The following is a 13,332-nucleotide window of genomic DNA, read 5'->3' as shown; positions in this document are numbered from 1 at the left end:
TCAGACCGCCGCGGCAGCCTGGGTGAACCGGACGTAGCCGTTCTTCTCGAGCTCGTCGGCCAGCTCCGGACCGCCGGACTCGACGATGCGGCCACCGGCGAACACGTGCACCCGGTCGGGCTTGATGTGGTTCAGGATCCGCGTGTAGTGCGTGATCAGCAGCACGCCGGTCTCGCCACCCTCGCGGTACCGGTTCACACCCTCGGAGACGACGCGCAGGGCGTCGACGTCGAGGCCGGAGTCGGTCTCGTCCAGGACGGCGATCTTCGGGTTCAGCAGGCCGAGCTGCAGCACCTCGTGGCGCTTCTTCTCACCGCCGGAGAAGCCCTCGTTCACCGAGCGGTCGGCGAACTCGGCGGAGATGTCCAGGTCGGACATCGCCTCCTTGACCTCCTTGACCCAGGTGCGCAGCTTCGGCGCCTCGCCGCGGACCGCGGTGGCGGCCGAGCGCAGGAAGTTCGCCATCGACACGCCCGGGACCTCGACCGGGTACTGCATGGCGAGGAACAGGCCGGCACGGGCCCGCTCGTCGACCGCCATGTCCAGGACGTTCTCGCCGTCCAGGAGCACCTCGCCGGAGGTGATCGTGTACTTCGGGTGGCCGGCGACGGCGTAGGCCAGCGTCGACTTGCCCGAGCCGTTCGGACCCATGATCGCGTGCGTCTCTCCCGCGCGGACGGTGAGGTTCACCCCGCGAAGGATCTCCTTGGGACCGTCCTCGGTCTCGACCGAGGCGTGCAGGTCCTTGATCTCCAGAGTGGACATCTTCTCTTTCCGTGGTGGTCGCAGTGCCCGATGGTCGCTTCGCCGGTTGCGCTCAGGCGCCCGTGATGGCCAGCTCGGCCTCGACGGCCGCCTCGAGGCGCTCGCGCAGCTCGGGGAGGGTGATCTTGTTCAGGATCTCGCCGAAGAAGCCCCGGACGACGAGTCGCCGGGCCTGGTCCTCGGGGATGCCGCGGCTACGCAGGTAGAACAGCTGCTCGTCGTCGAACCGGCCGGTCGCGCTCGCGTGACCGGCGCTCACGATCTCGCCGGTCTCGATCTCGAGGTTCGGGACCGAGTCGGCACGGGCGTGCTCGGTGAGCACCAGGTTCCGGTTGAACTCGAACGTCTCGGTGTTCTCCGCCGCGGCCCGGATCAGCACGTCGCCGATCCACACCACGTGCGCGGAGTCCTTCGAGTCGCTCTGCAGCGCGTTCTTGTACAGCACGTTCGACTTGCAGTTCGGGACCGCGTGGTCCACGAGCAGCCGCTGCTCGAGGTGCTGCCCGGCGTCGGTGAAGCCCAGACCGAGCAGCTCGGCGTCCCCGCCGGGACCCGCGTACCGGATCGTCGACGACACCCGGACCAGGTCGCCGCCGAGCTGGACGGCGGTCGCGCGCAGCGTGGCGTCACGGCCGACGTTGTAGTGCTCGGCGCCGACGTGCACGGCGTCGTCGGCCCACTCCTCGGTGACCACCAGGGTCAGCCGGGAGCCGTCGCCGAGGACGACCTCGGTGTTGTCGGCCAGCACACCCGAACCCCGGTGCTCGACGACGACCGTCGCCTGCGTGTGCGGGGTGGTGCGGATGTGCAGGTGGCCGGCCGCCGTCGCGCCCGCACCGGGGCCCTCGACGGTGATCGTCACCGGGTCGAGCTTCTCGCCGTCCAGCGTCACCACCGTGGCCTCGGTGAAGCCGGACCACGCCGCGGCGGCGACCCGGTCGAAGGGCACGCCGCCCTCGCCGAGCCGTGCGTCGCCGCGGCCGACCGTCTCCGTGGTGACCCCGGCGGTCTCGGTCACCGAGACCTTCGCCGAGCCCTGCAGGTCGGCGGACCCGTCGTGCAGGCCCTTGAGCCTGCGCATCGGGGTGAACCGCCAGTTCTCCTCGCGACCGCCGGGAACCTCGAAGGCCTCGACGTCGAAGGACTGGAACCGCTCGCCGGCCGAGGCGATCGGCACCTCACCCTGGCCCTCCTTGGCCCCCTTCAGCTCGGGGGCGAGGCCAGCAACATCCGACGTCATCCGACGGAACCCTCCATCTGCAGCTCGATCAGCCGGTTCAGCTCCAGCGCGTACTCCATGGGCAGCTCGCGGGCGATCGGCTCGACGAACCCGCGCACCACCATCGCCATCGCCTCGTCCTCGGTCAGACCGCGGCTCATCAGGTAGAAGAGCTGGTCGTCCGAGACCTTCGAGACGGTGGCCTCGTGCCCCATCGACACGTCGTCGTTGCGGATGTCGACGTAGGGGTACGTGTCCGACCGCGAGATCGTGTCCACCAGCAGCGCGTCACACTTCACCGTCGAACGGGAGTTCTTCGCACGCGGGTTGACCTGGATCAGGCCGCGGTAGGACGTCCGGCCGCCGCCGCGCGCCACCGACTTCGAGATGATCGACGACGACGTGTTCGGCGCCAGGTGGACCATCTTCGCGCCGGCGTCCTGGTGCTGGCCCTCGCCCGCGAACGCGATCGAGAGGACCTCACCCTTGGCGTGCTCGCCCATCAGCCACACGGCCGGGTACTTCATGGTCACCTTGGAACCGAGGTTGCCGTCGACCCACTCCATGGTCGCGCCCTCCTCGGCCTTGGCGCGCTTGGTGACCAGGTTGTAGACGTTGTTCGACCAGTTCTGGATCGTGGTGTAGCGGCAACGGCCGCCCTTCTTCACCACGATCTCCACCACGGCCGAGTGCAGCGAGTCCGTCTTGTAGATCGGCGCGGTGCAGCCCTCGACGTAGTGCACGTAGGCGCCCTCGTCGACGATGATCAGCGTCCGCTCGAACTGACCCATGTTCTCGGTGTTGATCCGGAAGTAGGCCTGCAGCGGGATGTCGACGTGCACGCCCGGCGGCACGTAGATGAAGGAGCCACCCGACCAGACGGCCGAGTTCAGCGCGGAGAACTTGTTGTCCCCGCTCGGGATCACCGAGCCGAAGTACTCCTTGAACAGCTCCGGGTGCTCCTTGAGGGCGGTGTCGGTGTCCAGGAACACCACGCCCTGCTCCTCCAGGTCCTCGCGGATCTGGTGGTAGACGACCTCGGACTCGTACTGCGCGGCGACACCGGCGACCAGGCGGGCCTTCTCCGCCTCGGGGATGCCCAGCTTGTCGTAGGTGTTCTTGATGTCCTCGGGCAGGTCCTCCCAGGAGGTGGCCTGCTTCTCCGTGGACCGCACGAAGTACTTGATGTTGTCGAAGTCGATCCCGGACAGGTCCGAGCCCCAGCGCGGCATCGGCTTCTTGCCGAAGATGTCGAGCGCCTTCTGCCGGAACTCGAGCATCCACTCGGGCTCGTCCTTGAGGCGGGAGATGTCGGCGACGACCTCCGAGGAGAGGCCACGCTTCGCGATGGCACCCGCCTCGTCGGAGTCGGCCCAGCCGAAGTCGTACCGGCCGAGCGCCGCGATCGTCTCCTCCTGGGTGAGCTCGGTGCGCACTTCAGGAGTGGTCGTCATACGGACTGCCTCCCTTTCGGGGACCGTGGTGGGAGATGGTCCCGCCTTCGGCGGGGCCTTCTTCTTCTTGCATCTTCCGCAGCCAAGCAGCTGGTTGCGGATCTACGGCGCGGGACGGCGGCGCCGAGTTCTCTTTCATGCTCCGCGACCAACCTGCTGGAGGCGGATCTACGGCGCGGGACTCCGACACCGAGTTCTCTTGCACGTTCCGCGACCAACCTGCTGGTTGCGGAGCTGCGGCGCGGGACTCCGACACCGAGTTCTCTTGCACGCTCCGCGACCAACCTGCTGGTTGCGGAGCTGCGGCGCGGGGGGTCGGCACCTTCTCCCGTTCCCCCTGCCGTGCCCGCGCGCGGAGTTCGGGATCCTCGAGCGGGACGTGTGTGGTGCACGCGGCGTCGCCGCGTGCGATCGTCGCCAGCCGCTGCACGTGGGTGCCCAGCAGCTCGGCGAAGGCCTTCGTCTCGGCCTCGCAGAGCTCCGGGAACTCGGCGGCGACGTGCGCCACCGGGCAGTGGTGCTGGCACAGCTGCACCCCGAACCCGCCCCGGCGCGTCTGCGCAGCGTAGCCACGGGCGCTCAGCACCCGGGCCAGCACCTCGGCGCGGTCCTGCGGGTCACCGGCGGAGACCACCTCGGTGATCTCGGTGCCCAGCAGGTCGTGCACGCGGCGGCGCGCGAACGCGTCCACCGCGTCGTCCCCCGCCGCCTCGGCGAGGAAGCGCAGGGCCGACGTGGCCAGGTCGTCGTAACCGTGCCCGAACCGGACCCGGCCCGCGTCGGTCAGCAGGTACTCCTTCGCCGGACGGCCGCGCCCGCGGGGGCGTGCGGACCGTGCCGGTGCCCGGACCTCGGCCTCGCCGTCGGCGATGAGCGCGTCCAGGTGCCGCCGCACGGCGGCCTCGGTGAGCTCCAGCTCGGCCGCCACGACGGCGGCCGTGACCGGCCCCTGCTCCATGAGCACCCGGGCCACCGCGGCCCGGGTCCCGCTACCGGACGCGGGCAGCACCGCGTCGGACCCGTGCCCGCAGGCGGGGTCCGTGCGCGTCTGCGCCGTCCGGTTCGTTTTCACAACACCAGTGTTGCGGATATCCCGGCGGGGGGCAAAACCGGCCCCCGTTCGTCGTGACGCGGCTCACCCGTCCGGAGGGTCGCGGCCGGTGAGGACCGGGGCCCCGGGCCCGGAAGCCGCCCCACTAACCTGCTGGGTCATGGTGACGCCCGAGGTCGCCCCACCCGGGCGCGACGACTCCTCCACGCGAGCGGCGCCGGCGCCCGGCTCGTCCGGACCCGGCGCCGACCCGCCGCGGACCGCCCGGCGCGGGCTGCGCGAGCAGGCACGCATCGCGCGGATCATGGGGCTGACGGGCGCGATCCTGATGGGGATCAGCGCGCTGGGGTCCGGCGCCTTCCCGGCACCGCACCCGATGAACGGCCTGCGGCTGATCGGGCTGCCCGCCCGCAACGTGACCCTGGCGATCGCCGTGACCTACGCCGGGCTGCTGATGGTCGTCACGGCATGGCTGTGGATCGCCCGGATGCTGACGGCCCGCGGCGCGAAGCACCCGGCACCCGAGCGGCGTGAGCTCACCCGCACGGCGCTGCTCTGGGGGATCCCGCTCGCGCTCGCCCCGCCGATGTTCTCGAAGGACATCTACAGCTACCTGGCACAGAGCGCGACGCTCGCCCGCGGGATCGACCCGTACACGATCGGCCCGGCGCAGGCACTCGGCGTCGACGACCCGCTGACCCGAGGCATCCCGACGATCTGGCGGGACACCCCGGCGCCCTACGGCCCGCTGTTCCTCGGGCTCGGCCGGGTGATCACCGCGTTCAGCGGCGACGACGTCGTCCTCGGGATCTTCCAGCACCGGATCCTGGCGCTGGCCGGCGTCGCGATGCTGGTCTGGGTGCTGCCGCGGCTGGCGAAGCGGTTCGACCTCGACGCCGGTCTCGTGCTCTGGCTCGGCGCCGCGAACCCGCTGGTGCTGTTCCACATGGTCAGCGGCATCCACAACGAGTCGATCATGATTCCGCTGATGCTGGTCGGCCTGCACGTGATGCTCGGCAAGGACGAGGGCGTCCGGTCACCATGGCGGATCACACTCGGAGCGGCGCTGATCGTGGCCGCGGCGTCGGTGAAGCTGCCCGCGCTGCTCGCGCTCGGCTTCGTCGGTGTGTACCTGGTCCGGCAACGTGGCGGACGGGTGGTCGACTGGGCCGTGATGACCAGCTGGCTCACCGCCGTCGCCGCGGTGGTCTTCACGTTCTTCAGCGCGATCACCACGCTCGGCTTCAACTGGCTGCGCGGCCTGTCCGCGCCCAGCGAGATCCTCAGCTGGATGTCGGTCAGCACCGACGTCGGTCTGCTCTCCGGGCAGATCGGGCGGGTGCTCGGGCTCGGCGACCACACCGACGCCACCCTCGCCATCGCACGCGGCCTGTTCGTGGTGCCGATGGTGATCGTCGTCGTGGTGCTGCTGCTCGCCTGCCTGCGCGGGCGCCTCGACCCGGTCACCGGGACCGGTGCCGGGCTCGGCGCCGTGGTGCTCCTCGGGCCCGTCGTGCACCCGTGGTACCTGTTCTGGGCGCTCCTGCCGCTGGTCGCGACCCGGGCGATGCCCCGCTACCGGCGGGCGATGCTGGTGCTCTCGGCGTTCCTCGCGCTCGTCGTGCCGCCGACCGGTGCCGACTTCATCTTCCGCGCGTTCCAGCTGCCGCTGGCCATCGTCGCGTCGCTGGTGATGTTCGCGCTGTCCCTCCTCGTCGTCCGGCGGTGGCTGCGGGCGCCCGCGGAGCCGGACCCGACCCCGGTGCCGGTCCCGTGAACGCCGCGCTGGAGGTCCGCGGGCTGGTGGTCCGCTACGGCACGACGACGGCGGTGGCCGGGATCGACCTCGATCTCGCCCGCGGGGAGGTGCTCGCCCTGCTCGGCCCGAACGGTGCCGGGAAGTCGAGCACCGTCGAGGTGTGCACCGGTTTCCGGCGCCCCTCCGCCGGGCAGGTCACGGTGTTCGGCCACGCGCCCGACGACGACGCGGTCCGCCCCCGGGTGGGCGCGATGCCCCAGGGGGGCGGCGCCTATCCGGCCGTGCGCACCGGCGAGATGCTGCACCTGGTCGAGGCCTGCGCGGCACACCCGATCGACGCGAACTACCTGCTCGACGTCCTCGGCCTGCGACCGCGGGCCGCGACCCCGTTCAAGCGGCTCTCCGGTGGCGAGCAGCAGCGGCTCGCGCTGGCCTGCGCCGTCGTCGGGCGCCCGGAACTCGTGTTCCTCGACGAGCCGACCGCGGGGCTGGACCCGCAGGCCCGGCACCTCGTGTGGGACCTGGTGCGGGCGCTGCGCCGCGACGGGGTCGGCGTCCTGCTCACGACACACCTGATGGACGAGGCCGAGCAGCTCGCCGACGACGTGGTGATCCTCGACCGGGGCACCGTCGTCGCACACGGCTCCCCCGCCCAGCTCACCGCGGGCGACCAGACCGAGCTGCGTTTCCGGGCCCGGCCCGGGATGTACACCCGGGGGCTCGACGCCCGGCTGCCCGCCGGGTACGCGACCACCGAGACCGCGCCCGGCCGGTACCGGGTCCGCGGCCGGATCGACCCCCGCGCGCTCGCCGCGATCACCTCGTGGTGCGCCGACCAGGGCGTGATGGCCGACGACGTCCAGGTGGTGCGCCGCAGCCTCGAGGACGTCTTCCTCGACCTGACCGGACGGGAGCTGCGCTCGTGACCGAACGGTTCCCCGCAGGCACCTTCGCCCCCGACCCGGGGCGCGGCAACACCCTGACGATGCTGCGGGCCCAGGGCGGGCTGGAGACCCGGCTCGCCCTGCGCAACGCCGAGCAGGTGCTGCTCACCCTGCTCATCCCGGCCGCGCTGCTCGCCGCGCTGACCCTGGTGCCCGCGATCCCGGCGCCCGATCCGCGGGTGGACTGGGTCCTCGCGTCGATGCTGGCGCTGGCCGTGATGAGCTCGGCGTTCACCAGCCAGGCGATCGCGCTCGGTTTCGACCGGCGCTACGGCGCGCTGCGCCGGCTCGCCGCGACCGCGCTGCCGCGCTGGCTGCTGGTCTGCGGCCGGCTGGCGGCGGTCGCCGCGGTGGTCGTCGTCCAGGTGGTGCTGCTCGGGGTCCTGGCCCTCGCGCTCGGCTGGTCCCCGGCCGGCGCCCGGCTCGACGGCGTCGTGCTGGCCGTGCTCCTCGGTGCGGCCGCGTTCGGGGCGCTCGGGATCCTGGTGGGCGGCACGCTGCGGGCCGAGATCGTGCTCGCCGTCGCCAACGTCGTGTGGTTCGTGCTGCTGCTGGCCGGCGGGATCGTGGTGCCGGTGGCGGACCTGCCAGGGCCGCTGTCGGTGGTGGCCGCCTGGCTGCCGTCCGGGGCACTGGCCGAGGCGCTGCGTGCCGCGCTCGGGGCGGGTGAGTTCCCGCCCGCCGGGCCGCTGCTCGTCCTCGCCGGGTGGGCCGTCGTGGCCGGGCTGGTGGCGGCCCGCACCGTGCGCTGGCGCTGACCCGACCACCCCGCTGATCACGGATCGGGAAGGGAACCGGCCGGACACGGCCGCGACGCCTCCGGATCCGTGACCACCGGCCGGGCTCGGGCGATCCTGACTTCTGGCACAGGCGTGACGAATCGGGCGCTGCCACGCTCGACGGGGCCAGCCCGCCACCTCCTGTACGGAGCGCCCGTGACCGTCGCGCACCCCGCCCCGCCGACCCGGCGGCTCGCCCCCGACCTCGCCCGCGGGGCGATGCTCCTGCTCATCGCCATGGCGTACGCCGGGGTCCACGCCGGCAGCGCGTTCGGCACCGACGTCGCGGGCGACCCGCTCCGGGACCGGATCGCCGCCGTCCTCACGACGCTGTTCCTGGACAACCGCGCGTTCCCGATGTTCGCGATCCTCTTCGGTGGCGGGCTGGCCTGGACGGTGGCCCGGCACCGCGCCCGCGGCACCGACGACGTCTCCGTCCGCCGGATCCTGCGCCGCCGCGGCGGCTGGCTGCTGCTGTTCGGCGCCGTGCACGCGTTCCTCGTGTTCCCCGGTGAGATCCTCGCGTCCTACGGCCTGGCGACCCTGCTGACCGGATGGCTCCTGCTGCGGCCCACCCGCTCGATCGCCCGCGCCGCGGGCTGGTTCGTCGCGCTGTCCCTGGTCACCGTCCCGATCTTCATGATCGGGCTGCGCCTCGGCGGATCGGAGATGCAGGCGGTACCGGGGTACGCCTCCCCGGAGGACTGGGTGGTCCGGCTGTGGTCGCTCCCGGCGTCACCCCTGGTCGTCGCGCTCGGCTACCCCCTGTTCCTGCTGGTCGTACTCGGCTACCTCGCCGGACGGGCCGGTCTGCTCGACGACCCGGGAGCGCACCGCCCACTCCTGCGCCGGATCGCCGGCGGCGGTGTCGCCGTCTCCGTCGCCGGGGCCGTACCGGCGGCGCTGACCGCCGTCGGCGTGCTCGCCGTCCCGCCGGTGACGGGTGGCCTGCTCCTCGCGCTGCAGGTCCTCACCGGGGTCGCGGGCGGAGCGGGGTACGCGGCGCTGTTCGCCCTGTGGGGGCTGCGTGTCGAGGCGGCACCGGGGCGGATCGTGCGCGCGGTCGCGTCGGCCGGGCGCCGCTCGCTGACCTGCTACCTGCTGAACTCGGCGCTGGTCGCACTGCTCCTGCAGCCCGATCTCGTCGGGCTCGGCCCGTCCGCCGGCGCGGCGGGTGCGCTGCTGGTCGCCGCCTTCGTCTGGACGGCGACGGTATTGCTGGCCGACCGCCTGGAGCGGGCCGGCCGCCCCGGCCCGGCCGACGCCCTCCTCCACCGCCTGGTGCACCGCCGCCCCCTCCCCGAACCCCGCTGATCACGGATCGGGAAGGGAACCGGCCGGAAACGGCCGCGACGCTTCCGGATCCGTGACCACCGGCCGGGCCCGGGCGGCCGTTCTTCTACCATTCGTAGTGTGTCCCGCCTCCTCGCCCGCGTGCCGTCCACCCCGCCGGTGCTGATGCGCCGCCTGGCGATCGCGAACCTGGTCGCCCAGATCGGGATCGGCGTGACCGGGTCGGTGGTGCGGGTGACCGGTTCCGGCCTGGGCTGCTCGACCTGGCCGCAGTGCGAGCCCGGCAGCATGGTCCCGGTCTCGCACGCCGAGATCGCGCCGCTGCACATGTGGATCGAGTTCGGGAACCGGCTGCTCGGTGTGCTCGTCGTCCTCACCGCCGGGGCAGCGCTCCTCGGCGCCTACTTCACCCGTCCCCGCCGCCGGCGGCTCCGGGGGCTCGCGCTGGCGATGCCGCTCGGCGTCGTGGCGCAGGCGGTCATCGGCGGCATCACGGTGCTCGCCGGGCTGGCCTGGTGGACGGTGATGCTGCACTTCCTCGCGTCGATGGTGCTGGTGTGGTTCGCGGTGCTGCTGGTGTCGGCGGCGACCGAGGCCGACGGTCCCGTCACCCGCACGATCCCGGCGGCCGGGCGGGGCCTGGTCGCGGTCTCGACGGCCGTGCTCGGCGCGCTGCTGGTCGCCGGGACGCTGGTCACCGCGGCGGGCCCGCACGGCGGCGACCCGGACACCCCGCGCCTCGACGTCGACATCCCGTTCCTCGCACAGCTGCACGCCGACCTGCTGTTCGGCTACCTCGGCACGCTCGTGGGCCTCGGCTTCCTGTTGCACGCCACCGGGGCGTCCCAGGTCCTGGTCCGGCGGTTCCGGATGCTGGTGCTCGTCGTGCTCGCCCAGGGCGCGCTCGGGGGCGTGCAGTACGCGCTGGGTGTGCCGGAGCTGCTCGTGTCGCTGCACGTGCTCGGGGCGGGGCTCGTCACGGCCGCCGCCGCCGCGGCGTGGGCGGGTACGGCCACCCGGCCCGACGCCGCGGTCCCCGGACCGGCCGCGAACCTGCCCGGGTCCGGCGCGGACCGCCCGCTCGCAGGCAGCGGCGCCGACCGCGCCTGAGCCGGCAGCGGCGCCGACCAGCGCTGAGCCGGGAACGGCCGGACGGATCTGCACGGGACGCCTGTAGTACGGCACTCTGGTGCCATGACCTCCGGATCCCGGCTACGGCGCGGTGGTGTCGCCGCGGCGCTCGCGGCCGCGCTGGCCGCCGCCCTCACCGCCGGCCTCGTCACCGCACGGGCCGCGTCGGCCGCCCCCGAGCTGCCGCCGGTGAGCCCGGAGGAGCTGGTGGCCTCGGTGCTGTCGGCGAAGCCCGTCGCGCTGGCCGGCACCGTCGCCGTCGACAACCGGCTGGGGCTGCCGTCGGTCCCGGGCGTCGCCGAGGACACGCTCGCCGACGGCACCTCCACCGCGCGTGTCTGGTCCGACGGTGCGGGCCACGGCCGCCTCGCACTCCCCCGTCCGGACGGCGAGCGCACCTACGTCCGTGACGGTGAGGGCACCTGGGCCTACGACTCCGCCGACCGGACCGCCACCCGCATCCCCGCCCGGACCGGCGACGGCCCGGACCGGCCCGACCGCGACCCGCAGGCCGCCGCGACGGAGATCGTCGGCGCGCTGCGCGGCACGAGCACGGTCGCCGTCGACGGCACCACCGAGGTCGCGGGACGTCCGGCGTACACCCTCGTGCTGACCCCCGCGGCCGGCGAGCGCACGGTGCTGCGCGAGGTCCGCGCAGCCGTCGACGCCGAGACCCGGATGCCGCTCGAGCTGACCGTCCTCGGGGCCGGCGCGGAGCCCGTCCTGCAGATCGGTTTCGACGACCTCACCGTCGGCCCGCAGGACCCGTCGCTGTTCACCTTCACCCCGCCACCGGGTGCCACCGTGGAGAACGCGCCCGCCCACGAGCGCGGCCGGGGTGGCCCGCCCACCGGGGCCGAGCGGCCCCGGGTGGTCGGTGAGGGCTGGGACACGGTCGTCGTCGGCACCGTCCCGCAACGTGGCCCGGACGGCACGGGCGGGCAGCCGGACCGGCCCGACCTGTCCGCCCTCGGCACACCCGTCTCCGGTGCCTGGGGCAGCGGCCGCGAGATCACCACGACCGCGGGCTCGGCGATCCTCACCGACGACGGCCGGTTCGCCGCCGGTGCGGTCGGCACCGACGTGCTCGGCGCGGCTCTCGCCCGGTGAGCGGATCCGGACTCGGCACCACCACGGGCACGGACACCGGGCTCCGGCCCGCGCCACCCGCCGCGCGGGTACGGGAGCTGCGGAAGGTCTTCGGCTCCGTCACCGCGGTCGACGGCGTCGATCTCGACGTCCCGGCCGGTTCGGTGTTCGGCATGCTCGGCCCCAACGGGTCGGGGAAGACGACCCTGATCCGCATGCTGCTCGGGCTGACCCGGCCGACCTCGGGCACCGTGGAGCTGCTCGGCCACCCCGTCCCGGGCGGCCTGGCCGCCGCTCTCCCGGACGTCGGCGCGCTCGTCGAGGGCCCCGGCTTCCACCCGTTCCTGTCCGGCCGGGAGAACCTGCGCCGGGTCGCCGCCACCGAGCCCCGGCTGTCCGACCGTGAGGTCCGGCCGGCCGCCGACGCCGCGCTGGAGCGGGTCGGGCTCGCGGGAGCGGCGGACCGCCGGTTCCGCGGCTACTCGCTGGGGATGAAGCAGCGGCTGGGCCTCGCCGCGGCGTTGCTCGTGCCGCGGCGCCTCGTCGTGCTGGACGAGCCCACCAACGGCCTGGACCCGGCCGGCACCCGGGAGATCCGCACCGTCGTCGCGGAGCTGCGGGCCTCCGGCGCCACGGTGCTGCTGTCGTCGCACCTGCTCTCGGAGGTGGAGGCGGTGTGCACGCACGTCGCCGTGCTGAAGCAGGGCACGCTGCTCGCGTCCGGCGAGCTCGGCCGCCTGCTCGACGCCGTCGCCGGGGGCTGGGAGATCGCCACCACCGACGTCCCGGGCGCGCTGCGGGCGCTGCGCGACGCCGGCGCCACCGCCCACGCCGACGGCGCCGGGGTGCTGGCCGAGGACGGACCGGACGGCCCCGTGCTGTTCGCCGCGCTCGTCCGCGCCGGGGTGCCGGTGCACGGACTCCGCCGGCAGCGCCCGGACCTGGAGACCCTGTTCACGAGGATCACCGAGTGACCGTCACCGCCGACGCCCGCCCGGTCTCCTGGCGACGCCTGCTCGGCGCCGAGCTCCGCTGGGTGCTGCGCCGCCCGCGCACCTGGATCATGTTCCTGCTCCTGGCCGCCGTTCCGGTGCTGATGGGGCTGGGGATCGTGCTCGCCGACGGGCCCCGACGTGGCCTGGTCGGCGAGGTCGTCGGCAACGGCCTGACCCTCCCGGTCGCCGCGCTCTCGCTGCTCCTGGCGCTCCTCCTGCCGCTCGTCGTCGCCGTGGCCGCCGCGGACGCGATCGCCGGGGAGGGCCAGCACGGCACCCTGCGCGGGCTGCTGCTCGCCCCGGTCGGGCGGCTGCGGCTGGTCGCGATGAAGGCGTTCGGGGTGCTCGTGGTGGCCGCCGTCGCGGTCACGCTGGTGACCGTCACCGGGCTGGTCGCCGGGTGGGCGATGATCGGCCCGCCGGTGGTGCTCGCCGGCACCGGCGACGGCGGCGCGCTGCTCACCCTGTCCGGCTCCGTCCTGACCCTGCCGGACGCCCTGCTCCGGGTCGGCGTCGCCGCCGGATGGACGCTGGTGCAGCTGGCCGCGGTCGGCGCCGTCGCGCTGGCGGTCTCGTCGTTCACCGAGCACCCGCTCGTCGTGCTGTCCTCGGTGCTGGGCGGCCTGATCCTGTTCGGGGTGCTGGGCGCGATCCCGGCGCTGGAGCCCCTCCGCCCGTGGCTGATCACGACCGGCTGGGGCGCCGCCACGGACGTCCTGCGTGATCCGCTGCCCTGGTCGCAGCTCGGCCGCAGCTCGCTGGTGGCCGTGGGATATCTCGCGGCCGGAGCGGCCACACTGGTGGTCCGGATGCTGCGCCGCGACGCATGAGGGCATGATCGCCCACGGCACCG

At 73.7% G+C, this 13,332-nt stretch carries 11 protein-coding genes and 1 pseudogene; 8 read left to right on the top strand and 4 right to left on the bottom strand.

What is annotated here, in order from left to right:
* The 4 genes and pseudogenes from sufC to PP1_RS29230 all read right to left on the bottom strand — a co-directional run.
* Entirely contained in the window at positions 1 to 765 is a 765-nt protein-coding gene (sufC, locus tag PP1_RS29245) for a Fe-S cluster assembly ATPase SufC (RefSeq protein WP_010242190.1), read from the bottom strand.
* Positions 766 to 817: 52 nt separating this feature from the next.
* The gene (gene sufD / locus PP1_RS29240) at positions 818 to 2,005 is read right to left on the bottom strand and encodes a Fe-S cluster assembly protein SufD (RefSeq protein WP_029240033.1); all 1,188 of its coding nucleotides are present in this window, start codon (positions 2,003 to 2,005) and stop codon (positions 818 to 820) included.
* Positions 2,002 to 3,438: a Fe-S cluster assembly protein SufB gene (gene sufB, locus PP1_RS29235; protein WP_029240032.1), complete on the bottom strand. Its 1,437-nt coding sequence runs from the start codon at positions 3,436 to 3,438 to the stop codon at positions 2,002 to 2,004. Before sufB ends, sufD begins: the two co-directional genes overlap by 4 nt.
* A 283-nt stretch (positions 3,439 to 3,721) precedes the next feature.
* Positions 3,722 to 4,396 (bottom strand): annotated as a pseudogene (locus PP1_RS29230) (helix-turn-helix transcriptional regulator); the annotation flags it as partial.
* A 253-nt stretch (positions 4,397 to 4,649) separates the two neighbouring features.
* On the opposite strand from PP1_RS29230, the gene mptB reads away from it, so the two are divergent.
* The 8 genes from mptB to PP1_RS29190 all read left to right on the top strand — a co-directional run bounded on the left by mptB (position 4,650) and on the right by PP1_RS29190 (position 13,309).
* Positions 4,650 to 6,266 carry a polyprenol phosphomannose-dependent alpha 1,6 mannosyltransferase MptB gene (gene mptB / locus PP1_RS29225; RefSeq protein WP_010242180.1) on the top strand — a complete coding sequence of 539 codons (1,617 nt, stop codon included), beginning with the start codon at positions 4,650 to 4,652 and terminating at the stop codon, positions 6,264 to 6,266.
* The gene (locus PP1_RS29220; protein ID WP_029240031.1) at positions 6,263 to 7,174 is read left to right on the top strand and encodes an ABC transporter ATP-binding protein; all 912 of its coding nucleotides are present in this window, start codon (positions 6,263 to 6,265) and stop codon (positions 7,172 to 7,174) included. Before mptB ends, PP1_RS29220 begins: the two co-directional genes overlap by 4 nt.
* A complete protein-coding gene (locus PP1_RS29215) occupies positions 7,171 to 7,950 on the top strand; it encodes an ABC transporter permease (protein WP_010242175.1) in 780 nt (259 codons plus the stop codon). Before PP1_RS29220 ends, PP1_RS29215 begins: the two co-directional genes overlap by 4 nt.
* Positions 7,951 to 8,127: 177 nt before the next feature.
* Positions 8,128 to 9,285, top strand: a complete 1,158-nt coding sequence (locus PP1_RS29210) for a DUF418 domain-containing protein (RefSeq protein WP_010242173.1) — start codon at positions 8,128 to 8,130, stop codon at positions 9,283 to 9,285.
* 144 nt (positions 9,286 to 9,429) lie between these two features.
* Complete coding sequence (locus tag PP1_RS29205; RefSeq protein WP_075315125.1) at positions 9,430 to 10,374, top strand: COX15/CtaA family protein; 945 nt, start codon at positions 9,430 to 9,432, stop codon at positions 10,372 to 10,374.
* Positions 10,375 to 10,458: 84 nt separating this feature from the next.
* Positions 10,459 to 11,505 carry a LolA family protein gene (locus tag PP1_RS29200; protein WP_010231042.1) on the top strand — a complete coding sequence of 349 codons (1,047 nt, stop codon included), beginning with the start codon at positions 10,459 to 10,461 and terminating at the stop codon, positions 11,503 to 11,505.
* Positions 11,502 to 12,458, top strand: a complete 957-nt coding sequence (locus PP1_RS29195) for an ABC transporter ATP-binding protein (protein ID WP_010231040.1) — start codon at positions 11,502 to 11,504, stop codon at positions 12,456 to 12,458. The genes PP1_RS29200 and PP1_RS29195 overlap by 4 nt, the downstream gene beginning before the upstream one ends.
* Positions 12,455 to 13,309 (top strand): ABC transporter permease subunit, encoded by an 855-nt coding sequence (locus PP1_RS29190; RefSeq protein ID WP_010231038.1) that lies wholly within the window; start codon positions 12,455 to 12,457, stop codon positions 13,307 to 13,309. The genes PP1_RS29195 and PP1_RS29190 overlap by 4 nt, the downstream gene beginning before the upstream one ends.
* Positions 13,310 to 13,332 lie beyond the last annotated feature (23 nt).

Source organism: Pseudonocardia sp. P1 (genome assembly GCF_000178675.2).
GTDB lineage: Bacteria > Actinomycetota > Actinomycetes > Mycobacteriales > Pseudonocardiaceae > Pseudonocardia.
The sequence above is the reverse complement of the archived record's forward strand: the minus strand, read 5'-3'. Positions and strand labels throughout refer to the sequence as shown.